The sequence below is a fragment of the Streptomyces sp. NPDC005181 genome (assembly GCF_040608395.1).
Lineage (GTDB): Bacteria > Actinomycetota > Actinomycetes > Streptomycetales > Streptomycetaceae > Streptomyces.
Map to the genome: position 1 here is coordinate 19,275 of NZ_JBEXID010000055.1, position 26,398 is coordinate 45,672.

Annotated in this window: 9 protein-coding genes; 5 read left to right on the top strand and 4 right to left on the bottom strand. The window is 74.0% G+C overall.

Translation table 11 applies throughout. From position 1 onward, the window contains the following. Positions 1 to 4: 4 nt before the first annotated feature. From ABZV38_RS27905 to ABZV38_RS27915, 3 genes are all read right to left on the bottom strand, one after another. Complete coding sequence (locus ABZV38_RS27905; RefSeq protein ID WP_356331192.1) at positions 5 to 9,418, bottom strand: amino acid adenylation domain-containing protein; 9,414 nt, start codon at positions 9,416 to 9,418, stop codon at positions 5 to 7. Positions 9,419 to 9,477: 59 nt separating this feature from the next. After that, positions 9,478 to 17,343 (bottom strand): amino acid adenylation domain-containing protein, encoded by a 7,866-nt coding sequence (locus tag ABZV38_RS27910; RefSeq protein WP_356331193.1) that lies wholly within the window; start codon positions 17,341 to 17,343, stop codon positions 9,478 to 9,480. 356 nt (positions 17,344 to 17,699) lie between these two features. Continuing rightward, entirely contained in the window at positions 17,700 to 18,923 is a 1,224-nt protein-coding gene (locus tag ABZV38_RS27915) for an erythromycin esterase family protein (protein WP_356331194.1), read from the bottom strand. A 210-nt stretch (positions 18,924 to 19,133) separates the two neighbouring features. Here ABZV38_RS27915 and ABZV38_RS27920 point away from each other — a divergent pair, with 210 nt between their 5' ends. Continuing rightward, positions 19,134 to 19,880 carry an alpha/beta fold hydrolase gene (locus tag ABZV38_RS27920; protein WP_356331195.1) on the top strand — a complete coding sequence of 249 codons (747 nt, stop codon included), beginning with the start codon at positions 19,134 to 19,136 and terminating at the stop codon, positions 19,878 to 19,880. An 88-nt stretch (positions 19,881 to 19,968) separates the two neighbouring features. Here the strand turns inward: ABZV38_RS27920 and ABZV38_RS27925 are convergent, their stop codons facing one another. Then, positions 19,969 to 20,727 carry an alpha/beta fold hydrolase gene (locus ABZV38_RS27925; protein WP_356331196.1) on the bottom strand — a complete coding sequence of 253 codons (759 nt, stop codon included), beginning with the start codon at positions 20,725 to 20,727 and terminating at the stop codon, positions 19,969 to 19,971. A gap of 265 nt (positions 20,728 to 20,992) precedes the next feature. Here ABZV38_RS27925 and ABZV38_RS27930 point away from each other — a divergent pair, with 265 nt between their 5' ends. The 4 genes from ABZV38_RS27930 to ABZV38_RS27945 all read left to right on the top strand — a co-directional run bounded on the left by ABZV38_RS27930 (position 20,993) and on the right by ABZV38_RS27945 (position 26,338). Beyond that, on the top strand, positions 20,993 to 21,301 hold the full coding sequence (locus ABZV38_RS27930) for an acyl carrier protein (RefSeq protein WP_356331197.1): 309 nt from the start codon (positions 20,993 to 20,995) through the stop codon (positions 21,299 to 21,301). After that, the gene (locus ABZV38_RS27935; RefSeq protein WP_356331198.1) at positions 21,298 to 23,634 is read left to right on the top strand and encodes an amino acid adenylation domain-containing protein; all 2,337 of its coding nucleotides are present in this window, start codon (positions 21,298 to 21,300) and stop codon (positions 23,632 to 23,634) included. Before ABZV38_RS27930 ends, ABZV38_RS27935 begins: the two co-directional genes overlap by 4 nt. An 81-nt stretch (positions 23,635 to 23,715) precedes the next feature. After that, complete coding sequence (locus tag ABZV38_RS27940; RefSeq protein ID WP_356331199.1) at positions 23,716 to 25,068, top strand: vanadium-dependent haloperoxidase; 1,353 nt, start codon at positions 23,716 to 23,718, stop codon at positions 25,066 to 25,068. Between the two features lie 4 nt (positions 25,069 to 25,072). Further along, positions 25,073 to 26,338, top strand: coding sequence for a hypothetical protein (locus ABZV38_RS27945; RefSeq protein ID WP_356331200.1), 1,266 nt, complete (start codon positions 25,073 to 25,075; stop codon positions 26,336 to 26,338). Positions 26,339 to 26,398: the final 60 nt, after the last annotated feature.

Genomic DNA, 26,398 nt, shown 5'->3' on the forward strand with positions numbered 1-26,398 from the left:
CGGGTCAGCGTGCCGATTGTGTGATCTCGTCGACGATGCGGCTGATCGCGGCCGCGTTCTCGGGCCACATCATTTCGTTGTGCGCGCACTCGATCTCGAAGCGGCGCACGCCCCCGTCGGTGAACTCCCGCCACTGGACGTCGAGTTCCACCTCCAGCACCCGTCGTTCCCGGGTTCCCTGGTCGATGACGGCGCTGACGAAGACCAGGTCCCCGCGGAACACCGGCGACGTGAACCGGGTCATCAGCTCCGTGTGCTCGATGAAGAGGTTGGTGGACGTCTCGACGAGCGACTCGAACTCGTCCATGCCCGCCAGGTGCCCCATGTAGTGGGCGAGGTACCGGCGCACCATCTTCTCGTCGGGAGTCCGGAAGTCGGCGAAGTACGTCGAGGGGCCCGAGTCGAGCACCCCGAGGAAGTCCACCTCCCGTCCCCGGCGCTGGAGTTCGGCGGCCACCGCCTGGGCCATGGGCCCGCCGAGGGACCAGCCCAGGACGTTGTACGGACCCTCCGGCTGGACGCGCAGCATCTGGTCGACCCAGTCGTCCACCATGCCCTCGATCGAGGTCGCGCGCGCCTCTCCGGCGAAGCCGCGGGCCTGGAGGCCGTAGATCGGCCGCGCGGGGTCCAGGTGCTGGGCGAAGCCGAGGTATGCCCAGGCCAGTCCGCCGCCCGGCGGCACCCACCACAGCGGTGCCTTGTCGCCGCCGGTCCGGATCGGCAGCACCACCGAGAGGGGGTCGTCGAACTCGACGTCGTCCCGGTCGGCCACCAGCAGCTCCACGGCACCGGCCACGGTCGGGTGCTGGAAGACGGCCCGAATGGGGACCTCGAAGCCCAGCTCGGCGCGGATCCGCCAGATGAGCCGGATGACCTGGAGGGAGCTGCCGCCGCAGTCGAAGAAGTCGTCGTCGACCCCGATCCGGTCCAGGCCCAGGACCTCGGCGAACAGGGTGGCCAGCTCCGCCTCCATGGGCGTGCGGGGCGCGCCCTCGTCGCCGCCGGTCGGCTCCGGCGCGGGGAGCGCGGTGCGGTCGACCTTGCCGCGAGCCGTCACCGGCATGCGGGCGATGACCACGATGTCGGCCGGCACCATGTGGTCGGGCAGTTCGGCCGCCAGTTCCTGCCGGAGCGCGGTCGGCAGCCGCGACGCCCGGCGGGAGACGGTGGGCGCGTTGGCGAGCTGCCGGGCGCGGGTGTCCAGGGGCCGGTAAACGCCGTCGTAGCACTGCGTGCCGCCCGCGGGGACGACGACTGCCTCGAACCACCCCGGTGCCTCGGCCGACCAGGTGCACAGGACGGTACGGCCGTGCTCCTCGCCCCAGGTCTGCAACGCGTGCGGGTCGAGCGGCGCCCCTTCCGCCGCGGTGGGGACCCCGCACTCGGCCGCCTCGTCCACGAGCCGGGCGTTCGGGATCCGAGTCAGCCGGAGGCGGCCGCCGTGCCGGGCCAGCTCGGCCTCCAGGTCGGACAGCCGGTGCACGTCCGCGCCCCAGACGACCATGTGGACGTCCGCGAGGCGCGTCGGGCGGCTCCCCCGCTTGTGCAGGACGACTTCGTAGCGGTGCCGGGTGAGTTCGTTCGCGTACGCGCCCGGCTTGAGCCGGACGTCCACGGCCACCACGTCGGGGCGGGCGGACGCCCACTCGGTGAAGTAGCCCGGGTCCAGAAGGAGTTCCGTCTCGCCGAGCAACGCGCGCTCGACCGCCGCCCGCACGGCGGACGGACCGTTGTCGGGCTGCTGGGCGTGGTGGACGGCAGTCAGGAACTCCCGCAGGGTGCCGTGGTTGCGCACGTCGCCGACGACGATCCGGCCGCCCGGGGCGAGCCGGTCGAGGGCGATGTCCAGGACGCGCGAGAGGTAGCCGGCGTCCGGGAAGTACTGCACGACCGAGTTGAGGAGGACGGTGTCGAAGTACTCCGCCGGCAGGCCGTCGGCGGCGTCGGCGGGCTGACATCGCAGCGTCACCCGGTCCTTCAACCGCGGATCCACGGCGACCTGGGCTCCGAGCCGCTCGATGACCGGCTCCGAGAAGTCGGTGCCCCAGTATTCCTCGGTCTCCGGGGCCAGCGGCCCGAGCTGGAGGCCGGAGCCGGCGCCGATCTCCAGCACCCGGCGCGCCCCGAGCCCGCGCATCCGCTCCACCATGGCCGCGCGCCACTGGCGCATCTCGGACAGGGGGATGGGGGCGCGCGTGTAGGAGCTGTTCCAGCCGGTGAAGTCGTCGCCGATCCCGGTGGTGTCCGGCGCGGTGTCGCCGTACATCGAGTCGTAGATCGCGCGCCACTTCTCGACGTGCTCGCTCACGTGCGCGTCCGGCACCTCGGGGACCACGTACGCCACCAGGCGCCGCTCGTCGAGCCGGTCCTCGCGGGCGACCACGGCCGCCTGCGCGACGCCGCCCCGCTTCCGCAGCGCGGCCTCGACCTCCGCGGGCTCGACGCGCAGGCCGCGGAGCTTCACCTGGTCGTCGGCGCGGCCCAGGAACTCGAGCCGTCCGTCGTGGTTCCACCGGACCATGTCGCCGGTCCGGTACATCCGGTCGCCCGGGCGTCCGAACGGGTCGGCGACGAACCGCTCGCTCGTCGCGCCGGGGCGCCGGGCGTAGCCGCGGGCCACGCCGTCGCCGCCGATGTACAGCTCCCCCACCACGCCCTGCGGCACCTGCCGCAGCCGCTCGTCGAGGACGAACAGGCGGCTGCCCGCCATGGGTTCGCCGATCGGCAGCGGGTCCTTGCAGCGGTCCGGCGCGTCCACGACGTGACGGGCCGCGAAGACGGTGGTCTCGGTGGGACCGTACCCGTTTACGATGGTCGGGGTGCCGTCGCCGTCCGTCAGGCGGCGTACGGCGGCCGCCGACAGCACGTCTCCGCCGGCCCAGACCGTGCACACCCCGGCGAGGCTCTTGGGGTGGTGCTGGGTGATCAGGTCGAACATGGCGGAGCCGAGCCACAGTGCGGTCACGTCCCGTTCGGCGACGAGCGTCGCCAGCCGGGCCGCGTCGAGCTTCCCGGGCGGTGCCACCACGACCGTCCCACCGTGCAGCAGCGGTACCCACAGTTCGTACGCGGCCGCGTCGAAGGTCTGCGAAGAGTGCGCGAGGACCCGCTCGTGGGCGCCGTCGGTCCAGCACGGGTCGTCCACGAGGGCGAGGATGTTGCGGTGGCTGACCTCCACGCCGTTCGGCGTCCCGGTCGTGCCGGAGGTGTACATGACGTAGGCGAGGTGGTCGGCGTCGAGACCGTCGAGGCCCGGCGGGACCGCCGGGTGGCCGTCCAGGTCCTCCTCGGCGAGCCGTTCGTCGAGGACGACGACCGGGTCGAGGCCGGCGAGCAGGAGGTCGGTCCGGGCGCGCGGAGCGGCGGGGTCGAGCGGCACGTAGCAGGCGCCCGCCTTCAGCGTGCCCAGGACCGCCGCGACCATCAGCGGGGACCGGCCCATGAGCAGCGCCACCGCGCGGTCCGGGCCGGCGCCATGCGCGCGGAGGCGCTGGGCGATGCGGTCGGCCCAGCGGTCGAGCTCGCCGTACGTCCAGCTGTCGGCGCCGTCGGCGGAGACGAGCGCGACGGCGTCCGGCCGTTCGGCGGCGACGGCGGCAAAGCGCCCGGGGATCGTCCCGGTTGCGCGCTCGGTGCCGCGGTCGCGGCCCGACCAGCGGTTCAGTGCGGTCAGGTCGTCCGGGGTGAGGATCTCCACCTCGCCCATCGGGGTGTCCGGGGCGGCGACCCACTGGCGGAGCATGTGCCGCCAGCGGTCCACGAGCCCGGTGACGGTGGCGCGGTCGAACAGCTCGGTGGCGTACTCGACGACGCCGTCGATCCGGTTCGTCCCGTCGGCGCCGGTCCGCTCGGTGAGGTTCAGGAACAGGTCGAAGCGGGAGACGCCCATGTCGACCGGTTCGTGGGTGACCGTCAGGCCGGGCAGGTCGAAGTCCGGCTGCACGTTGTTCTGGAGGGCCAGACAGACCTGGAACAGCGGGTGGTGCGCGGTCGAGCGCACCGGATTAAGCGCCTCGACCAGGTGCTCGAACGGGATGTCCTGGTGGTCGTAGGCGGCGAGACCGACCTCCCGGACCCGGTCGACCAGCTCGGTCAGGCCGGGGTTCCCGCTGGTGTCCACGCGGGCCACCCATGTGTTGACGAAGAAGCCCACCAGCCGGTTGAGCGCCTCGTCGGTGCGGCCGGCGATCGGCGAGCCGATCGGGATGTCGTTCCCGGCGCCGAGCCTGCTGAGCAGCCCCGCGAGCCCCGCCTGGAGCACCATCGAGACGGTGGCCCCGGTGCGCAGGGCCAGCCGCCGGACGCCCTCGGTCAGCTCCTCGCCGAGTTCCACGGGCAGCACGTCGCCCGCGAAGGAGGCGACGGCCGGCCGGGCCCGGTCCGCGGGGAGCTCAAGCGACTCCGGCAGGCCGGCGAGGCGTTCCGTCCAGTAGTCCAGCTGGCGCCGGCACAAGCTGTCGGGCTCGTCGGCGCCGAGGAGCGAGCGCTGCCACAGGGTGTAGTCGGGGTACTGGACCGGGAGCGGGGCCCACTGGGGGCGCTGTCCGTCGCACCGGGCGGTGTACGCGGCGGTGAGGTCCTCGGCCAGCGGGCCCAGCGACCAGCCGTCGGCCGCGATGTGGTGCAGCGGGAGGAGCAGCACCGCGTCCTGCTCGCTCATCCGGAACAGCGCGGCGCGCACCGGTATCTCGTGCGCCAGGTCGAACGGCCGGCGGGCCTCCTCTCGCAGGGCGCCGGCCAGTTCGGCCTCGGTGACCTCGTGCTCCTGCCAGGGGACCGTCACCCGGTCGCGATCGAGGACCCGCTGGTACGGGACCCCGTCGACCTCGTCGAAGACTGTGCGCAGCGACTCGTGCCGGACGACGACGTCGTGGACGGCGCGGCGCAGGGCGTGCGGGTCCAGCTTGCCGCGCAGCCGCATGGACAGCGGGATGATGTAGGTCGCCGCGGGCCCTTCGAACCGGTGGATGAACCACAGGCGCTGCTGGGCGAAGGAGACGGGCAGCCGGTCGGGGCGGGCCTGCGGCCGCAGCGGCGGGCGGACGGTGCCGCGGTCGGTCAGGTGGGTCACCAGTTCGGCGACGGTCGGGGCCTCGAAGATGGTCCGGATCGGGATTTCGACGCCGTGCGCTGCGCGGACGCGGCTCACGACGCGGGTGGCGAGCAGGGAGTGGCCGCCGATGGTGAAGAAGTTGTCGTTCACGCCGACGCGGTCGAGGCCGAGGACGGCGGCGAAGATCTCGCAGAGCGACTCCTCCTCCGGCGTGGACGGGAGGCGGCCACGGCGGGCGGCGGCGTACTCCGGCACGGGCAGCGCGGCCCGGTCGAGCTTGCCGTTGGCGGTCAGCGGCACGCTGCCGATCGGCACGATCGCCGACGGCACCATGTACTCGGCGAGGGTCTTCGAGAGGTATTCGCGCAGGACAGCGGGGAGGGCGGTGATGCCCGCGGCGGCGGCTGGGTCGTTGATCCAGATGCCGGCGCCGGCCACCGGGACGTAGGTGCCCGCCAGGGCCCGCCGTCCCGCCTCGGGGTCGATGATCAGGACGGCCTCGTAGTGGTCGACGGCGCTGCCCGACCAGGTCAGCGCGGCCTGCCAGCCCTGCCGTGCGGCCCAGGCCGTCAGCTCGTGGGGGGCGAGCGGGGCCGTGGCCGGCGGCTCGGACTTCTCCAGGCCGAGGGCGCGGGCGGCCGCCACCTCGTCGAGGACGCGGGCGTTGGGGATGCCGGTGATCCGGACCGCCGGCTCGGCCAGGTCGCGGACCCGGCCGGCCAAGCCGTCCAGGTCACCGTCCCACTCCAGGCGCGGGACGGCGTCCACGGCGCGGGGCCGGTCGGCGGGGTCCGCGCCCGGCTTGTGCACGACGACCTCGTACCGGTGGCGCGTGAGCTCGTTCTCGTACGCGCCGTCCTTGAGGCGTACGTCGACGCCGGCGCCGCCGGCGCGTTCGGCCCAGCGGTGGAACCAGTCGGGGTCGACGACGAGTTCCTTCTCCAGGAGCAGGGCCTGGTCGACAGCGCCGCGCAGCTGGGCCGCGGGGACGTCGCCGTGCTTGGCCTGCTGGACGGCAACCTGGAAGGCGCGCAGCGAGCGGGCCCGGCGGATGTCGCCGAGCACGAGCCGGCCGCCGGGTTCGAGCAGCCGCCAGGCGCCGTCGAGGACCTGCTCCAGGTAGCGCTCGTTCGGGAAGTACTGGGCGACGGAGTTGAGGACGACGGTGTCGAAGATCTGCGGGATGCCGTCGAGGTCGTCCGCGCGACGGCACAGCAGCCGAACCCGCTCGGCCCAGCCCGCCTCGGCGACCTGCCGGCCGAGCCGTTCCACGACGGGCTCCGAGAAGTCGGTGGCCCAGTACGTCTCCACGCTGCCCGCGATCCGGGCGAGCAGCAGGCCGGTTCCGGCGCCGAGTTCGAGGACGCGCCGCGGGGTGAAGCCGAGGATCCGGTCGACGGCGGCGTCCTGCCAGGCGCGCATCTGGTCGACGGGGATGGGTTCGCCGGTGTAGCTGGACACCCAGAGGTTGAAGTCCTCGCCGAGGTCCTCGTCCGTGACCTCCAGGTAGCCCTGGTCGTAGATCTCCTGCCACTCCCGGACCTGTTCGTCGGCAGCGACCACGCTCTCCACCGTGTTCGGGTCGGGCAGCACGTAGGACACCAGCCGGAGGTCGCCGGCGGAGTCCCGGCGGGTGATCGCGACGGCCCGGCGGACGGCGGGGTGGCGGCCGAGGGCGTGCTCGATCTCGCCGAGTTCGATGCGGAACCCACGCACCTTCACCTGGCCGTCGGCGCGGCCGAGGAAGCAGATGTTGCCGTCCGGGAAGAAGCAGGCGCGGTCGCCGGTGCGGTAGACGCGGCGGCCGGGCTCGTCGCCGAACGGGTCGGCGACGAAGCGTTCGGCGGTGAGGTCGGGCCGGTTGACGTAGCCGAGGGCGGTGACCGGTCCGCCGATGTAGAGATCACCCTCGACGCCGACCGGGCAGGGCTCCAGCTTCTCGTCGAGCACGTAGTAGCGGGCGTTGTCGATGGGCCGCCCGTAGGGGATGCTGCGCCACTCGGGGTCGATGGCGCCGATCCGGAAGGAGTTCGACCAGACGGTCGCCTCGGTCGCCCCGCCGAGGCTGACGATCTCGGCGCGCGGGAAGGCGGCGCGGACCTGGTCCGGCAGGGCCAGGGGGGTGAAGTCGCCGGAGAAGAAGACGAGCCGCAGGGTCTCGACGCCGGGGTGGCCGGCGGTCTGCGGGAGCAGCGGGACGATCTGGTTCAGGGTGCCGGGCACCGAGTCCCAGAAGGTGATCGGCTCGGACAGCAGGACGTCGAGCAGCATCTCGGGGTCGCGCTGCTGGACAGCGTCCGCAACGTAGACGCTGCCGCCCACGGCCAGCAGGCCGAAGATGTCGAAGGCGGACAGGTCGAAGTCGAGGGCGGTGACGCACAGGCTGACGTCGTCGGGGCCGAATGCGAACGTCCGCTCGCACCAGTGGAGCAGGTTGTGCACCGGCCGGTGGGCGACGGTGACGCCCTTGGGCTTCCCGGTGCTCCCGGAGGTGAAGATGACGTAGGCCGTGTTGTCGGCGTGCGCGACGGGCTCGGGGTCGATCTCGCCGTCCAGCGACAGGGTCATGCCGACGCTGCCGACGTCGAGAAGTTCCACACCGGCCGGCGGCGTCCACCTGTTGGCGTCCTCGGTGGTGAGCACCAGCTTCGCTGAGGTGTCGGCGAGCATCCCGGCGACCCGCTCGGACGGCAGTGCCCCGCCGACGGGCAGGTACGCCCCGCCGGCCTTGAGAACGCCGAGGACGGCCGCGACCATGAGCGGGCCGCGCCGGACGGCCACGCCGACGACGGTCTCGGGTCCGACGCCGCGGCGCTTGAGGGTCCAGGCGATCCGGTTCGCCTGCCGGTTCAGCTCGCGGTAGGTCATGGTGCCGCCGGCCCAGCGGACGGCGACCGCGTCGGGCCGTTCCGCGGCCTGCCGCTCGAACGGCAGGTGGATGGGGCCCGGACAGGGGAAGTCGCGGTCGGTGTCGTTCCAGCCGTACAGCAGCTTCTCGCGCTCGGCGGCGTCCACCTGCGGGGTGTCGTCCGCGGCGGGCAGCGGCGGTACGTCGAGGTAGGCGACGCCGACGCCGGGGTTCTCGGTCACCTGCTCCAGCACGCCCACGTACCGCTCGGCGACGGCCGCCGCGGCCTCGGGGCCGAACAGGTCGGTGGCGTACTCCAGGTCGACGGTGACCGTCCCGCGCGTGGGGTGCGGCATGAGGTTGAAGAACAGGTCGAACTTCGCGGTGCCGGTGGGGACCGGTTCCATGGTGGCCGTGACGCCGGGTAGGTCGAGTTCCTGGCGGACACTGTTCTGCCAGGCGAGGGTGACCTGGAAGAGGGGGTGGTGGGCGGTCGACCGCTCGGGCCGCAGCAGTTCCACCAGCCGTTCGAAGGGCAGGTCCTGGTGGTCATAGGCGGCGAGGGCCTTCCTGCGGACCTCCTCCAGGACGCGGGTGAACGAGTCGCCGGCGGTGAGGCCGACGCGGAGCACCCAGGTGTTGACGAAGAAGCCCACGAGGTCCTCGAGGGCCTCGTCGGTCCGCCCGGCGATCGGGGAGCCGAGGGTGATGTCGTGGTCGCCGCCCAGCCGGTGGAGCAGGACGACGAGCGCGGCCTGGAACACCATCGGCACGGTGACGTTGTGCGTCTGGGCGAGCCGCTCGGCCCTCTCCAGCAGGGCCGCGGAGATCTCGAACCCGTGATTGTCGCCGCGGTAGCCCGCCCGGGCGGGGCGCGGCCGGCCGAAGGGCAGGGCGATCGGCCGGGACACCCCGTCCAGTTCCTGGCGCCAGTAGCGCAGCTGGGTCGAGAAGACGCTGTCCGGGTCGGACTCGTCGCCCAGCAGTTCGCGCTGCCAGAGCGCGTAGTCGGGGTACTGCACCGGCAGTTCGTCCCAGTCCGGCGCGGCCCCGGCGATGCGGGCCCGGTAGGCGGCGGAGAGGTCGCGGGTGAACGGGCCGAGGGAGCCGCCGTCGCCCGCAATGTGGTGGATCACCACGGCGAGCAGGGCGGTGTCCTGGTCGAGGCTGAGCAGGTACGCGCGTACGGGCAGGTCGGAGGCGAGGTCGAAGCCCTCGCGGACCGACGCGGCGACGATGTCGTCGACCTGGTCCGGGGAGACCCAGCCCCAGTCGGTCCAGGGCAGGTCGAGCGCGTCCGGTTCGACGGTCCGGGGCAGCGGCCGGCCGTCCCGCTCGTCGTAGACGGTGCGGAGGATCTCGTGGCGGGTGACCACGTCCAGGAACGCGGCGCGCAGCGCGTCCCGGTCGATCCGCCCGCGCATCCGGATCAGGATCGGGATGTTGTAGGTCGCGGTCCGGCCCTCGAACCGGTTGATGAACCACATGCGCTGTTGCGCGTACGAGAGGGACACCATGCTGCTGTTACCTTTCGGTCATCCTGCGCAGGGGTTTCCGGACGGAGGCCGACCTGCTGTCACCTTTCGGTCATCCTGCGCAGGGGTTTCCGGACGGAGGTCGACAGGCCGCTCCACCGCCGGGCGAGTTCGGCGACCGTCGGTGCGGCGAAGAGGGTGCGGATCGGGATCTCGACGCCCATGTCGGAGCGGACGCGGGCCGTGAGCCGGGTGGCCAGGAGCGAGTGTCCGCCGAGGGCGAAGAAGTCGTCGTCGACGCCGACCCGTGCCACGCCGAGGATCTCGGCGAAGAGCGCGCACAACGCGATCTCGCGGGGGTCCTCGGGCGCGCGGTAGGGCGCGGCGCTCGCCTCGGGGCGGGGCAGTCGGGGGCGGTCCAGCTTCCCGTTGGCGGTCAACGGGACGGCGGGAAGGGCGACCACGGACGACGGGACCATGTAGTCGGGCAGCAACTCCCGTACGAGTTGCTGAAGTTCGTGGGCCGGCGGCGCCTCGGTCCCGTCCTCGGCGACCACGTAGCCGACGAGGCGCCGGTCGCCGGGCCGGTCCTCGCGGACGACCACGACGGCCTCGCGGACCGCCGGGTGCCGGTTCAGGGCGTGTTCAACGTCGCCCGGCTCGATGCGGAAGCCGCGGAGCTTGATCTGGAAGTCCGCCCGGCCGAGGTACTCGATCTCCCCGGTGGGCGACCAGCGGGCCAGGTCCCCGGTGCGGTACATCCGCGAGCCGGGCGGGCCGTACGGGTCGGCCGTGAACCGGGCGGCGGTCATGCCGGGCCGCCGGTGGTAGCCGCGGGCGAGGCCGTCCCCCGCGATCCAGAGGTCTCCGGCGACGCCCGGCGGAACGGGCCGGAGCGCGGGGTCGAGGACGAGGATCCGGGTGTTGGCGATGGGCGTGCCGATCGACGGCGGTGCGCTGGTGGCGACGTCCGCGAGGGTCGACCAGATGGTGGTCTCGGTGGGGCCGTACATGTTGACGACCTGTACGGCGTGGGCGGTGAGCTGGTCGGCGAGCGGCCGGGGCAGCGCCTCGCCGCCGGTGAGGACGCGGAGGCCGGCGAGGCGGCGCACGTCGTGCAGCGCGAGCATCTGCCACAGGGCCGGGGTCGCCTGCATGACGGTGACGCCGGACCGTTCGACGAGGTCGAGCAGGGCCTGCGGGGCGGCGACGTGGTCGCGGCCGGCGAGCACCACGCGGGCGCCGGTGGTGAGCGGCAGGAACAGTTCCAGGGCCGCGATGTCGAAGGCGACCGTGGTGACGGCGGCGAGCCGGTCGGCGGCCGTCAGACGGAGGGTCTGCCGCATGCCGGCCAGGAAGTTGGTCAGGGCTCCGTGCGGGACGACCACGCCCTTGGGCGTGCCCGTCGATCCGGAGGTGTAAATGGTGTAGGCGGCCCGGCCGGGGGGCGTGGCGATCCCGGGGTCGTGGGCCGGGTGGGCGGAGAGGTCGGTCCGGTCGAGCAGGGCCCGGTCCAGGACCAGGGACGCCTCGCAGTCCTCGATCACGGACCGGATCCGTGCGGCCGGGTGGTCGGGGTCCACGGGTACGTAGCAGCCACCGGCCTTCCAGACCGCCAGCAGCGCCGCCACCAGGTCCGCGGAGCGGGGCAGCAGCACCACGACGCGGCTCTCCGGCCCGATGCCCTCGGCGGCCAGCCAGTGCGCCATCCGGTTGGCACGTGCGTCCAGTTCGGCGTAGGTGAGGCGCTCGCCGTCCGCTTCGAGGGCCACGGTGTACGGCGTGGTGCGCGCCTGCCGGGCGAACTGTTCCGGCCCGCTCGTGGCGGGGACGTCCAGCGCGGTGGCGTTCCAGTCGCGCAGCACCAGCCGCCGCTCGGTGTCGGACAGCACGTCGACGGCGCCGGTGCGGGTGCCCGGGTCGGCTGCGAACTGCCGCAGCACCCGGCCGAAGCGTTCGGCGATCACCTCGACGGTGTCCGCGTCGAGGACGTCCGGGTGGAACTGGAGGCTCACGCCGAGCATCGGGTCGGCCGCGGCAAGCACGGTCACCGGGTAATGCGTCGGCGCGAAGGGCCGGATGCCGGTGACCGTGAGTTCCGCGGACGCGCCGGCCCGTGAGAGCGCCGCCCGGTCCACGGGGAACGACTCGAAGACCACGATGGTGTCGAAGAGCGCGCTGAGTCCGGTCGCCCGCTGGATGTCGCCGAGTCCGGCGTGGTAGTGCTCCAGCGTCCTGGCCTGGGTGTCCTGCACGGAGCGGAGGAGGCTTTCGAGGCTGTCGCCGGGGGCGCACCGCACCCGCACCGGGACGGTGTTGGTGAACATGCCGACGGCGGTGTGCACGCCGGGCAGTTCGGGCGGGCGCACGGTGACCGAGCTGCCGAGGGCGACGTCGGTGCTCCCGGTCAGCCGGGCGAGCACGACCGCCCACAGGCCCTGTACGAGGACGTTGGGGGTGATGCCGCTCTCGGCGGCCCGCCGGACCACGAGGGCCGCTTCCTGGCGGGTGAGCGGGACGTCGACCTGGCCGACGTCGGAGGCGGTCCCGGGCCGGTCGGCGGCGGGATCCGCAGCGTCCGTGGCGGTCTCCGCCGCTTCGTTGCGGGTGAGTCCGGCGGCCAGGAGGGTGGGCTGGGTGACGCTGGAGAGTTCTTCGGCCCAGGCCGCCACGGCCCGGTCCGTGTCCTGTCGCGTCTGCCACCGGAGGAACTCGCGGTAGCCGTGGGCGGCCGGTGCGAGGGCGTCGGCCCCGTCGGCGTACAGCTGCATCAGCTCCTGCTCGATGAGCGGCAGCGACCAGCCGTCGAACAGGACGTGGTGCGCGGTCAGGGCGAGTTCGGACCGGTCCGGGGCGAGGGTGACGAGGCTGAACCGCAGCAGGGGCGCGGTGTCCGGCTGGAACAGTTCCTCCCGTTCGTCCGCGAGGATCCGGTCCAGACGTTTCCCGGGCTCCGGGTGGCCGGCGAGGTCGACGTGCCGGAACGGCATCGTGACGCCGTCCACGACCACCTGGACGGGTTCGCCGGTGGCCTTGGACGCAAAGGCGACCCGCAGGTTGGGGTACCGGTCGAGCAGGGTCTGGGCCGCGGTGCGCAGTCGCTCGGGGTCCACCGGCCCGCTGATCCGGAACACGAACTGGGTCTGGTAGGACGCGGCGGCGCCGTCCCCAAGCATGCTGTGGTAGATCAGGCCGTGCTGGAGCGGGGTCAGGGGCCAGACGTCGCCGACGCGGCCGTAGCGGCTCTGCCAGCCGTCCAGATCCTCCTGCCGCACGTCGACCAGCGGCACGTCGGAGGGGGTCAGCCCGCTCGCGCCGGAGACCGCCTGGGCGTGCAGGCCGCGCAGGGCCTTCTGCCAGGTGTCGGCGAGGCGGCGGACCTCGTCGTCGTCGAGAACCCCGGGGGCGAAGCCGAACAGCGCGTGCAGCCGCTCGGCGTCGCCGGTGCCGGTGACGAGCGAGTTGAGTTCGAGCGCGGAGATCAGCGGCATGTTCGGGTCGGGGGCCGCGACGAGTTCGGCGCACTCGGGGGCGGGCGTCCATGGCGCCTCGCCGTCCGTGCGGGGCCGGTCGAAGGCGAACCTGCCGAGGTAGTTGAAGCCCACCTCGTCGGCCGGGTGGTCCCGGAGGACGGCGGCGGTCGTCTCGTTGAGGTACCGCAGCAGGGTGTAGCCGATGCCCTGGTCGGGCAGGACGCGCCGGCTCTCCTTGACCCGCCGGAGGGCGTCCGCGGCGGCCGGTCCGCCGACGAGCGCGTCGGCGACGTCGATGCCGGTGAGGTCGAAGCGGACCGGGTGGACGGTGGTGAACCAGCCGACCGTGCGAGTCAGGTCGGCGCCCGGTACGAGCTCCTCCTGGCGTCCGTGCCCTTCGAGCCGTACGACCATCCCGGCGTCGCCGGCCCCGGCGTCGGCCGTGTCGGCGCGGCGCTGGTAGGCCAGGGCTAGGACGAGGGCGGTGAGCAGCACGTCGTCGACGCCGCAGAGGAACGCGGCCGGCACCGAGGTGAGCAGGGCCCTGCCGAGGTCCGGGGGAAGTTCGGCCCGGTGCGTCCGGGCGGTGGAGGTGAGGTCGGTGCCCGGGTCGAGGGGGCGGGCTCCCAGCGGCTTCCCGGTGGGGGCGAGGATCCCGCGCCAGAGGTCGAGTTCGGCCACGCGCCCGGGCCGGGCCGCCTCGTCCGTGAGCTCGTCCATCCAGCGCTGGAGCGACGTCCCCGCCGGAGGCAGGACCGGGGTCCGGCCGGACCGGATCTGCTGCGCGGCCTCGGCGAGGTCGGGGACGAGCACCCGCCACGACATGCCGTCCACGACGAGGTGGTGGGCGGCGACGAGCAGCCGGCCGGGCCGGCCGCCGGACGGTTCGAACCAGACGAAGCGGAGCATGTCCCCGACCGAGGCGCTGATCCGGCCGACCGCCCGCGCGGCCTCGTCCTCCAGGAGCGTCCGCCAGGCCGGCCCGCTCAGGTCGTCGGGGCAGGGCACGCGCCGGACGAGCCGGTCCGCGTCCACCGAGCCGGGCGGCTGGATCAGCAGTTCGTCGCCGGCCAGCCGGGAGCGCAGGACGTCGTGCCGGTCCAGGACCGCCCCGATGCTCGCGGTGAGCAGGCCGGGCGTCATGTCCGCCGGCACGGTCAAAACCAGCCACTGGGCCAGCCGGTCCAGGCCCGGTCCGCGTTCGGCGAACAGGCGGGCCATGGGCGGCAGCGGGACCGGGCCGGCGGGGCCGGTCGCGGCCGGGTCGGCGGGGGCCGGTTCGCCGGCGGGGGTCGCCGCGGCCGCCAGCGCGGCGACGGTGCGGCACTCGAAGACGGTCCGCGCGGTGAGCCCGAGGCCGCCGGCGCGGGCGAGCGCCACCACCCGCATCGCGGAGATGCTGTCGCCTCCCAGGGTGAAGAAGTCGTCGTCCAGGCCGACGCGAGCGGTGCCCAGCACCTCGGTGAAGGCGTCCACCAGGAGCCGTTCCTCGAGGGTCCGCGCCACCCGGTGGGGCCGTCGCGCGACCTGCGGTTCGGGCAGGGCGGCGCGGTCCAGCGTGCCGTTCACCGTGAGCGGCACGCTGTCCAGGACGACAAAGGCGGCGGGTACGAGGTGCTCAGGGAGCCGGACGCCGGCGAAGCGCCGCAGCTCGGCCACGTCCAGGCCGGCGCTGAAGTCCACGTCCAGGCCGGCTGCGCCCAGGCGCCCGGGGGTGGCGGGGACGACGTGGGCGACGAGCCGGTCGGGGCGGTCGGGTCCGTCGGACCAGGCGGTCACGGCGGCCTGGGCCACTCCGGGGTGGGCGGTGAGGACGGCCTCGATCTCGCCGGGCTCGGCCCAGAGGCCGCGGATCCGTACCCGCCGGTCGGCTCGGCCGGCGTACTCCAGTTCGCCGTCGGCGTTCCAACGAGCCAGGTCGCCGGTGCGGTACATGCGCGTGCCGGGCGGGCCGAAGGGGCAGGGGACGAAGCGGTCCGCGGTCTCGGCCGGGCGGTGCAGATAGCCCCGGGCCAGTGCCGCGCCCGAGACGTACACCTCGCCGACGACGCCGGCGGGCGTCATGTGGAGTTCGCCGTCCAGCACGTGGACGCCGGTGTTCCGGACCGGCCGGCCGATCGGCGCGGTGGCCGCCCCGGTCCGGTGTTCCCACGCGGTGACGTCCAACGCGGTTTCCGCCGGCCCGTACACGTGGTTGACCGGTACGTCGCAGAGTTCGCGGAACCGTGCCGCCAGGCCGGCCGGGAGCGCCTCCCCGCCGCACAGGACGCGTCGCAGGCCCTTGCAGGCGGTGACGGCGGTCTCGTCGCGCACGAGGTCGGCGAGCACGGACGGGACGACGTGCAGGGTGGTGGCGCCGGTCCGGCGAACCGCGTCGGCGAGCGCGGCGGCGTCCCGGTGGACGTCCTGCGCCGTCGTGACGACGGCGGCACCGGTGGTCAGCGGCCAGAGCAGTTCCCACACGGCGGCGGCGCCGAGGCTCGCCGGTGCCTTGTGCAGCACCCGGTCGGAAGCGTCCAGCCGGTGGCGCTGCTGCATGCCGCGCAGCCCGTCGGCGAGCGCGGCATGGGTGAGGACGACGCCGCGGGTCCGGCCGGACGTCCCCGGGCCGTAGCGCAGGTACGCGGCGTCCGCGCCGGAAGGGACGGCGAGCGGCGCGGGGTCCGGCGCCGGCGCGGCGTCCCGCGGCCCGGCGGCACGCTCGACGACGCTCGCCTCCCACAGCGGCTGCGGGCCGTCGAGCGGGGTGACGGCCAGTCCGTCGGCGCCGACGACCGTCAGGAGCAGCACCGGCCGCGCGTCGCCGAGCATGGCCTGCATGCGGTCGGACGGGCAGTCGGGGTCGACGGGCAGCCAGACGGCGCCGGCCTTGAGGACCGCGCACACCGCGACCACGCGTTCGGCGGAGCGGGGGACGGCGACGGCCACGACGCGTTCCGGTCCCGCGCCGTGGCTGACGAGCGTGCGGGCGAGGCGGTCGGCGCGCGCGACGAGGTCGCGGTAGGTCAGGGGGGTGTCCTCGTGGACGACGGCGACCGCGTCCGGGGTGGCGGCGGCCTGCCGGTCGAGCAGGGCGGGCAGCGTCGCGCCGTCGGGTTCGGCGACGGGGCCGGTGCCGAGCCGGCGGAGCGCGGCGCGTTCCTCGTCGCCGACGGCGGCGAGGTCTCCGACGCGGGCGCGGGGGTCGGCGAGGGCGGCCCGGACGAAGGCCACGAACCGTTCGACGAGTCCGGCGACGTCCTCGTGGGTGTAGAGCGTCCCGGGCGCGTCGAACCGGACGTACAGGTCGCTGTCGGCGCCGCCGTCACCGTAGGTGGAGATCCGGACCTCGTCCGGCAGTCCGAAGGTGCCGCCCGCGAACCGTCCGACGGCGCCCGCGAGGTCGAGCTCCTCCATGAAGGGAATGACGTTGACCACGGGGCCGAACGGGCTGCGGGCGTCGCCCGCGTACCCGGCCGAACGCTTGATCAGGGCGACGTTGTACTCGGCGTGCCGCAGCACCCGCAGGCGTTCCAGGCGCACCGCCTCGGCGAGGCCGACGACGTCGGCCGCGGGCGGCACCTCGACCGCCAGGGGCAGGGCGTTGGAGTACAGGCCGAGCGCGTGCCGGATGTCGCCACGGCGGTAGTTGACGGTGAACGACAGCAGGGGCTTTGGCGTGTCGCACAGGCGCCGCAGGAAGGCGGTCGCGGCGGCGGTGAGCAGGTCCGGGACGCTCGTGCCGACGGCGTCGGCGGCCGCCTGCCAGGCGGCGACCTCGCCCGCCGGGACGCGGGCGGTGCGGCTGGACACGCCGAGCGGCGCGGTGAGGCCGTCCCAGAACGCGGCGTCATCGGCGCGCTCCGCGGTCCGCGCGCGCAGGCCGGCCGGGAGGCGGGCGGCCGTCGCGTCACCCGCGACGTAGCTCCGCCAGAACTCCTCGGCGTCGGCAAAGCGTGCGGACGAGCGGTATGCCGCCTCCTTCTCGCCGGCGCGCCCGGGTGGGGTGTCCCGCCGTTCGGGCAGCGGGGCGCCGGTGCGGAGGGCGCGGTAGATCTCCGCGACGCGCTGGGACAGCACGGTGAACACGCCGAAGGCGTCGGTCAGGATGTGGTGGAAGAGCAGGCACACGAGGTGCCGCTCCTCGCCGAGGCGGACGGTTCCGACGCGGAACAGCGCGTCGGCGGCGAGGTCGAAGGGGCGCCGGACCTGGTCGGTGAGGAACTCCCGGGCTGCGTGGGCCGGTTCGGCCGCGTCGCTCACGTCGGTGTGGAACGGTTCGAACGCTTCCGGGTCCCGGGGGACGAGCCGCAGGACACCGTCGTCCTGACGGAAGTTCACCAGGAGCGCGCTCGCCTCGGCCATGGCCGTCCGTAGCGCGGCCCGGAGGTCGCCCAGGTCAAGCTCGCCCCGGACGTCCCAGATCGTCGTGGTGCTGTTCGGTACCTCGGGTGCGAGATTCTGTTCCAGCCACATCGCTTCCTGCGCCGAAGAAACACCGCCGCTAGCACGCATGCAGACTCCCGGAAGAAGTAGCCCTCGATCGTCGCCGGCCCACGACGGAGTGCTGCTCGGTCGTGCGGTGCGCGGCTTCCCCGTCATGGCCGGCGGAACCCGCCGTCGCTCGGGAGCCCACCCTAGGAACCGATTCCCGAGTCACCCGACCGTCTGACAGATGTCGGCCAGACCCGAAGGTGCGGCCCGCGGGCAAGGGGCGGGAGAAGGCGCGCACACGAAGAGCCCCGCCCCATGAGCTGGGGCGGGGCGGGGTGAGGACGCAGAGCCGGTACGGTGTCGGCCGAGCGGCGGGGGTGTGCGGCGCGCGCCCTGACGACCCGGGCGGTCCCGGGTCCGTCAGGGCCGGTCGGCGGTCAGCCGGCGGGCCACCACATCGGCCCCTCCGGGGCGTCCTTGACGAAGACGAGGGCGTCCTTGCTCGCCAGGCGGGCCGGGTCCAGCGGGGAGTAGCCGTACCAGGGCGACTCGCGGGGGGCGGGCGGCGCGTCGCCGAGCGCGGCGGCCAGCCGGCGGACGTCGACGACGTACCGGTCCTCGGGGAGCGCGTACAGGAATCCTTCGACGGTGTCCGGCGGCGGGGTCTGCACGCCGCGGTGGCGGATGGTGCCGAGGGCCGTGGCCACGAAGGCGTACTCCTCGCCCAGCCGGGCGCTGACGATCCCTCCGGCGCTCCACCACTCCATCCGGTGGTCACCCCTCCGCATGCTGCTCCTCTCCCGCTGGAGGTGCCCGTTGTGGCCGTGCGCGAGAACCAGGCCCCGTTCGGCGAGGGCCAGCAGGTTGGCGGCCATGATGGAGTCCCGCAGGGTCAGCAGCCAGCCCAGGCGGCCGGGTGAGGTGTCGGCCGTCCAGGAGTGGTAGCGCAGGAGCCCGGTAGCGGTCCGCGCGTACAGGCGGGCCCGCTCCCGGTCGTCCCGCGCCGACGGCTGGTCCGGGCCCGGGGCCTGCGCGTCGAGCAGGGCGGTCAGGTCGTCGGCGATCAGCCGCAACCGCTCGGCGTCGGGCGTCCGGCCGACGGACCGGGAGGGGTCCATCATCGCCGCGGGTTCGGTCCAGCGGTCGTCGTCGCCGAGGAGACGGTCGAGCGTCTCGGCGGTGCAGGGCAGCATCGCGGCGTCGCACCGGTCGGCGAGGTGGGCGTGGAGCGCGGTGAGGGCATGGCGGGGACTCTCGCCGCCACTCATTTCCAGCGGGCCGTCGAAACCGGCGAATCGCACCTGTTCCGCCGCGGGCCGGCCGTCGTTGTACGCGCGCATCCAGCGGACCAGTTCGCGATTGGCCGCGGACCCGCCGAAACCGTGGCTGAATCCGCGCTCCATGACGTCGTCGAGGGTGCCGGCACCGGAGGTGACGTAATCGTCCACGATCAGGCCCGCCATGCAATCGCTCTCGATCGCGACGATCCGGTAGCCCTCCTGTTCGACAAGCTGCCGGAACAGGTCGTTCCGTACCTCCAGGAGAGCGTCCTCGCCATGGGTGGGCTCCCCCAGGGCGAGCAGCCGCGGCCGGGCCCGGAGCATCCCCATGACGCTGTCGGCGTCGACCGCGCGGGCGGCGTCTTCGATGGCGGCAGTCATAGGCTCAACCTATCACCGCGACAACACGGCAAATCATTCGCGATATCGGCGGAACGGGCAGACGAACCTGCACATATGATTTCCCGTCGAATATTGGAAGGATAATCGGATGGCCTATGTCTTACCGAACTCTTTCGAGAAAATCCTGACGGACGCCGCGAGGACAAATGATGCAGTTTCGAAGGGTGGGCTACCGAGAGGGACGGACCGATGGGCCGAATGCGGGAACGAGGCTGGACACGGACGCTGACCACGGTCGAGGACCCGGTCGTCCGCCTGGTGTGCTTTCCGCACTCCGGGGGTTCGGCGACCGCCTTCCACGCCTGGGCCGCCGTGCTGCCGCCCGACGTCGAGCTGGTGGGCGTCCAGTACCCCGGTCGCGGCGACCGGTTCGGCGAGCAGCTCGTGGACGACGTGGCCGAGATGGCCGGCCGCGTCGTGGCGGAACTGCTCAGGATGCCGTCCCTCGACCATGTGCTGTTCGGACACAGCCTGGGCGCCCTTGTGGCCTACGAGACCGCCATGCTGCTGCGGGACATGGGCGGAGAGCCGCGGCGGCTGTGCGCCTCCGCCTGCCTCCCCCCGGGAGACATGCAGAACCGGGACGTCCATCTGGCGCCCGACGACGAGTTCTGGGCGACGCTCTGCGCGCTGGGGGGCATCGACCCCGGGATCGCCGAGAACTCGGAGATGCGCGAGCTGTTCACGCCGACGCTCCGCTCCGACCTGCGCGCCCACGCGCGGTACCGGCCCCGCGCCGGGACCAGGCCGCTGACGTGCCCGGTGAGCTGCTACCACGGCGACGGCGACCCGCTGGTGGACGAGGAGCGGATCACCGAGTGGGCCGGCGTCACCTCGGGCGCTTTCAGGCTGTGGGTGCGGCCCGGCGGGCACTTCCACGTGTCCACCGACGTCGCCGCACTGGTCGCGGACGTGCTGGGCCGGGAGACGGCCTGAGCAGCGCGACGGCGTCCTGGGGCGCGGGCCGCCACCCGGCCGGCCCGCGCCCCGGGACGCTCGCCCCGCGACGGGCCGGCGGACGGGCTCAGGAGGCCGCCAGAGCCTCGCGGACGGCCGCCGCCAGTTCCGCCGGGCGGCTGCTCGGCAGGTCGTGGCCGCCCGGCAGCGAGACGACCCGGAACGGCCCGGTGGTCAGCGCCGACCAGGCGTCGATCTGGCCGGGCTCGACAGTGTGGTCGTCGCGGCCGAACACGGCCACCGTCGGCACCTCGACGGGATCGACGTGCCCCGCCTCGTACAGCGCCAGCTCGTACTCCTCGACGAGCCGGTAGTCGGCGCGCAGGGCGGGCTCGACGATGTCGAGCAGCTCCTCGTTGGCGAGGAGCTGCGACGGGAGGTACCCGTCCGTCACGACCTGCCGGAGGAACTCCGGCCGCGGCAGCCCCCACGTCTGCTCCCGGCGGAGGCTCCCGGGCGCCGGGTGCGAGGAGACGACCAGCGCCCGCACCCGCCCGGGGTTCAGACGCCGTGCCACCTCGTAGGCGACGGCCGAGCCGGCGCAGTGCCCGAACAGCACCACCGGCCGTCCCTGGGCGTGCCGGGTCAGTTCACCGGCGAGCTTGTCGGCGAGCTCGGACATGACGGTCTCCACCGGGTCCTCCAGCCGGGACTCCCGCCCCGGGAGGCGCACCCCGAACGCGTCGTAGGCGTCCCCGAGTTCGACGCACAGCTGACGCACCGTGGTGACGCCGGCGCCCGCGTGCGGGAAGGCGTACAGCGCGCACTCCTTGAGTCCCTCGCGAGAGGCACCGACGAACCAGCGACTTTTCGTGTTCGTTCCCATGCCCGTGAGGATGGCCAGTCGCCGCGGCCCCCGGGCGGCAACCCTGACTGACCTCTGAAAGATCCTCGGACAACCGCCGATCGCCGCGGCAAGACTGGCACCCCCGTTCGAGACGACGAGACTCCGCCACCCGAGCGGCGCGGGGACGTTCCGGAAGCCTCCGGCCCCGGCGGGGCCGGGGCCGGCGGCCACGCCGTGGCCGGGGACGGACCGTGGCGGACGCCAGGGAAGACGCAGAGCACCGCGAGAGACGCAGGAGCGAGTGGTGAACGACTTCGGATCGGCCGGGGTGGCGAGCCCGGACCACGGCGGCCACGACGGCCAGGAACTCGATCGGGTGCGCGCCCACGTGCGGGCCCAGTGGGCCGACGCGCTGGAGCACGACCGTTTCGGTGACGACGACGACTTCTTCGAGGCCGGCGGGCACTCCCTGCTGATCGCCGACATCATGGCCGAACTCGGGGCGGCGGCAGGCACACGCCTGTCGCTCCGGCTCTTCTTCGACCACCCGACGGTGAACGAACTGACCCGCGCCCTGGCGGCCCACGGGGCCTTCCGGTCGCCGGCCCGGTGAGCGCCCCGCCGGCGTCCTTCCCGGGCGCCCCCTGGAGCGGGTGGAACGAGACCGCGCGGCCCTTCCGCGACGACGTCACCATCCCCGGGCTGATCGCCGAGGCCGCCCGGCGGTACCCGGACCGCCCGGCGATCGTGACCTCCGACAAAGAGGTCGTCACCCACGCCGAACTGGACCGCCGCTCCGACCGGCTGGCCCGGCTGCTGCGCGAGCTGGGAGTGGGCTGGGGCTCCGCCGTGGGCCTCTACGGCGAGCGCGGTGCGTCGGCCCTCGTGGGACTGCTCGCGGTGCTCAAGTGCGGCGCCTCCTACGTGCCGCTCGACCCGGCGTGGCCCGCCCGCCGGGTGGCCGGGCTGCTCGACCGGCTCGGCGTGACGGCCGTGCTGACCGACCGCGCCCACCTGCCCGCCGTGCAGGAGTTCCGGTGGGGGGTGCCGTCGCTCCGCCACGTGCTGTGCCCCGACATCCCCGAGGAGTTCTCCTGGTCGGCCGGATTCCGGCGGGAACGGGTCGCGAACTTCTTCGACTACGTGGTCGGCTCCCCCGATCCGCTCGAAGCCGCCGGCTTCAACCTGCGCCGCTCGGAACGGCCCTTCGACGAGGACGACGTCCGGGGTTACCAGGACCACGTGGCGCGGCTCGTCCGGGCCGCCGCGTCCACCGAGCGACCCTCGGTCCTGGAGATCGGGTGCGGGTCCGGCCTGATCGTCGAGGCCCTGGTGCCGCACTCGTCCCGGTACGTCGCCGTCGACCCCTCGCCGGTGTCCGTGGCCCGCAGCCAGGAGGCCGCGGTCCACGCCGGGGGCGAGGCCGAGGGCGTGGTGTGCTTCGCCCACGAGACGGCCGAGCGGGTGAGCGGCCCGTTTGACGTCGTCGTGCTGGCCAGTACGGTGCAGTTCCTGCCGGACCTGGACCACCTGACCGGCGTCCTCGACTCGCTCCTGGGGTTGCTCGCCGAGGACGGCGTCATCGTCCTCGCCGACCTCGTCGCCCCCGGGCTCAGCGCCTTCTCCGGTCTCCGGGTGCCGCCCCGCTTCGTCGAGCGCCTCCCCGAACTGCTGCCCGGGGTGGCCCGCGCGGACGTCCACCGCCGCCGGGCCGAGGAGTTCACCGGCGAACTGGCCGAGCGGTACGACGCCGTCGTCCGCGTCGCGCCCGGCCGCGACCGGGCGGCGCGGGGCCGCGAACCGTTGTGGACCGGCCATCACGTCGGCCTCCGCCCAGCTGCCCCCCTCACCGACGGCCCGACGGCCGAGGACGTCTGCTACACGATCTTCACGTCCGGCTCGACCGGCGCCCCCAAGGGGGTCGTCGTCACCCACCGGTCGGCGGTGAACCTCATCGACTGGATGAACCGCACCCACGGCATCGGCCCCTCCGACCGGATCCTGTTCGTCACGGCCTTCAGCTTCGACCTCTCGGTCTACGACGTCTTCGGCGTGCTGGCCGCCGGCGCGACGGTACGGCTCGCGTCCGCGGCCGAACTGGCCGAGCCGGACGCCTTGGTGGACCTCCTCGAACAGGAGCCCGTCACCATCTGGGACTCGGCGCCCGCCGCCTTGGCCATGGTCATGCCCTTCGTCCAGGCCCGCGAGCGCGCCGGGCGCGACACGCTCCGCCTGGTCCTCCTCAGCGGCGACTGGATACCGGTGCCGCTCCCGGACCAGATCCGGTCCGCGTTCCCGCACGCCGAGGTGGTGGCGCTGGGCGGCGCCACGGAGTGTACCGTCTGGTCGAACCACTACCGGGTGGGCGAGGTCGACCCCGCGTGGCCGAGCATCCCCTACGGCACCCCGATGCAGAACGCCCGCTACTACGTGCTCGACGGCGACCTGCGGCCCTGCGCCCTCGGCGAGGAGGGCGACCTGTACATCGCCGGCACGTGCGTGGCCCTGGGCTACGCCGCGGCCGCCGGCCTCACCGCCGCCGGGTTCCTGCCCGACCCGGGGGCCTCGCGCCCCGGCGGGCGGATGTACCGCACGGGTGACCGCGCCCGCTGGCTGCCGAGCGGCGACCTGGAGTTCCTGGGCCGCCTCGACGACCAGGTCAAGGTGCGCGGCTACCGGATCGAACTCGGCGAGGTGCAAGCCGCCTTCCTCCAGTGCCCGGGCGTCCAAGCCGCGTCGGTGGTGGCGCCCGCGGGACCGGGCGGGCGGACGCTGGCGGCCTTCTACGTGCCGGCGGACGAGCCGCTGCCGAAGGCCGAGCTCGTCCGTGCCCTGCGCGCGGTCCTGCCCTCGTACATGATCCCCACGCGCGTCGTCGCCCTCGACGAACTGCCCCTGACCAGCACGGGAAAGATCGACCGGGCCGCTCTGCTGCGGCGGCTGTGACCCGCGGGGAGGGGTGCGCGGCCACCCCCGCCACCCCTCCCCGGCCCCTGTCCTCCCATTCCCACCAATCGATGGAAAGGCATGACGATGACGACAGGAATTCCTGGATCGTCGGTGTCCCCCTTCACCGCGGGCACCTCGCGACGCCGTCTGCTGGTCGCCGCCGCCGGCGTCGCCGCGGGCACGGCGGGCCTCATGGCCCTCCCCGCAACCGCCCGGGCCGCCACCCCCGCGCCGGCCGGGACCGACGCCGCACCGGACCTCGTCCTCCCCTGGCTCGACGAGATGCTGGCGGCGTTCGCCGCGTCGCCGATGGCCGGACTGCCCGAGCGGACGTGGGCGATGGGCTGGATGGCGGCGTGGGCGGCGCTCGGCTCCCGGCGGGCCGCGTCGGTACGGGCGCCGCAGCGGCGCGCGGTGTTCGAGGACGCCGCCGTGGCGACCGCGGTACACGACGTGCTGCTGGCGCTGGTCCCCGACCAGGCGGTCCGGCTCGACGACGTACTGAGCCGCTCGCTGGCCGGGCTGCCCGGCGGCGCGGCCAAGGACGCGGGCGTCGCCGCCGGCCGGGAGGCGGCGGCGTCGACGGTCGCGGCGCGGACCGGTGACGGCCTGGACATGGCGTCGGTGAACGCGCCGTTCGAGCTGCCGCCGGAGGCACCCGGGGTCTACCGGCTCACGCCGGGGGCGACGATGCTGGTGGGCGCCGGGTACGGCCGGGCGCGTCCGTTCCTGCTCGGCCGGGGCAACCGGTTCCGGCCGGGACCGCCGCCGGCGCTGGGCACGGCCCGTTACCGGCGGGACCTCGACGAGGTGCGCCGCCTCGGCGGGCAGGTCTCCGAGCGGACCGAGGAGCAGACCGACCTCGCCTGGCTGGACCCCCTGTCGCACTACGTGCCCGCGCTCCGCGCGCTGCTCGGGCAGCGGACCCGGTCCCGCCGGAACAAGGTGCTGGTGCTGGCGGCGCTCGGAGCCTCCATCGTGGACTCCAGCATCGCCTGCTTCGACGCCAAGTACGTGCGGCTGCACTGGCGTCCGGTCACGGCCATCCGGTTCGCGGACACCGACGGCGACCCCCGCACCACCCCCGACCCGACGTGGTCCTCGTACCTGCCGACGCCGCCGCATCCAGAGTTCCCCAGCGGTCACGCCGTCACCGCCGGCGCCGCCGAGCATGTTGTCACGGAGCTCGTCGGACCGTACAGCCCGGTGGCCTTCACCAGCACCTGGACCCGCGGCGATGGCAAGGACGTGATCCGGCACTATCCGCGCGGGACGGCCTGGACGACGCTCACCCGGGAGAACGTCGACGCCCGCGTCCTGGCCGGTGTGCACTTCCGCTTCTCCGACGAGATCGGCGCCGACCTCGGCCGCGACGTCGCCCACTACAACCTGCGCCGCCTCGCCCGCGGTCACGCGGACGCGGTGAGGTGACGAGGTGACGAGATCACGGCTTGTGGCGGCCTCCGCGCTGCTGGTACTGGCGACAACGGGCTGTGTGCCCGGCGTCGGATCGCTCGTCGGCACGCCGGCGACCCGGACAGCCCTCCCGGCCGCCCCCGGCATCGGGGGCGTCCTGCCCGTCGGCTTCACGGCCTCCGACGGCGGCTTCACGGCGGCCGGCGGCACGCGGACCGGGACCGGCGTCCGGTTCCACGGTGTCGGCTCGCTCGCCGGGCCCGGCACGCAGAGCGAGGCCACCGACATCAACGACCGCGGCGTGATCGTCGGCGCCAGCGCGGTGCCGGGCACGGGGACGACCCACGCCTTCCTCATGGACCCCGACGGCGGCCGGCTCACCGACCTCACGCCGTCGGACGGGCGCAGCACCCGGGCCGAGGTGGTGAACCGGTTCGGCGTGGTGGCCGGCACACTCGGCTCCGTACCCGGTGCCGGGCTGCCGGAGCCCTTCGTCTGGCGGCCGCGCACCGGGCTGGAGGTCCTTCCGCTGCCGCCCGGCGCCGCCGGCGCCCAGGCCGTGGACCTCAACGACGCGGGCACGGTGCTCGTCGTCGGCACGGACTCCACGGGCGTGGGCCTCCCGGTGGGCTCGTTCCTGTGGGACCCGGCCGCGCGAACGTACACCGCCCTCCCGTCGACCGGTCCCGCGGGCACCGGCCCCGTGCCGATCGCACGCACGCTCGACGAGCGCGGCGGGGTGGCCGGGGGCCTGGTGTCCCCGGCCGGCGAACAGGTGTGGCACCACACCGCGACGGTGTGGGAGCCCGGCACCCTGGTCCCGCACACGCTCTCCTCCGGCGGCGGCAGCGACACGTTCGCCACCGACCGCAACGAGAACGGGATGGTCGTCGGCTGGCGGATGAACGCGCCCGGCACAGCGCCCACCGCCGTCTACTGGCCGAGCGCGGACGCGGCTCCGGTCGGACTTCCCGGCCAGGTAGCCTTCGAGGTCAACGACCGCGGCCGGATCGTGGGCATCCGCCCCGTCCCCGGCTCGAGCGCGTTCCCGTTCACCGCGGTGATGTGGGAGCCGGACCGGGACGGCCGGGTGCGGACGACCGAGCTCGGCGACGAGAGCCTGGGCTCGTACGTCAACGCCCTCAACTCCTCGGGGAGGGCTGCGGGTTACGTAGTGTCGACGGGCGAGCAGGGCCCCTACAACGTCGGCGGCTGGTGGAACCCGCCCCGGCGGGGCGGCGGCCCGGCCGCCGGACGCACGGTTGCCCGGTGCCGTCTCAGTTGATCTGGGAGGACACGTTCGCGGCTCTCAGTCGAGACAGAACTCGTTGCCCTCGATGTCCTG

What these genes read in the sequence shown, in the direction of transcription:
- ABZV38_RS27905 (WP_356331192.1), bottom strand. Translation starts at nt 9,418, where the DNA reads ATGGTGTCCCTCTCGTACGCGCAACAGCGCATGTGGTTCATCAACCGG.
- ABZV38_RS27910 (WP_356331193.1), bottom strand. Translation starts at nt 17,343, where the DNA reads ATGCGTGCTAGCGGCGGTGTTTCTTCGGCGCAGGAAGCGATGTGGCTG.
- ABZV38_RS27915 (WP_356331194.1), bottom strand. Translation starts at nt 18,923, where the DNA reads ATGACTGCCGCCATCGAAGACGCCGCCCGCGCGGTCGACGCCGACAGC.
- ABZV38_RS27920 (WP_356331195.1), top strand. Translation starts at nt 19,134, where the DNA reads ATGGGCCGAATGCGGGAACGAGGCTGGACACGGACGCTGACCACGGTC.
- ABZV38_RS27925 (WP_356331196.1), bottom strand. Translation starts at nt 20,727, where the DNA reads ATGGGAACGAACACGAAAAGTCGCTGGTTCGTCGGTGCCTCTCGCGAG.
- ABZV38_RS27940 (WP_356331199.1), top strand. Translation starts at nt 23,716, where the DNA reads ATGACGATGACGACAGGAATTCCTGGATCGTCGGTGTCCCCCTTCACC.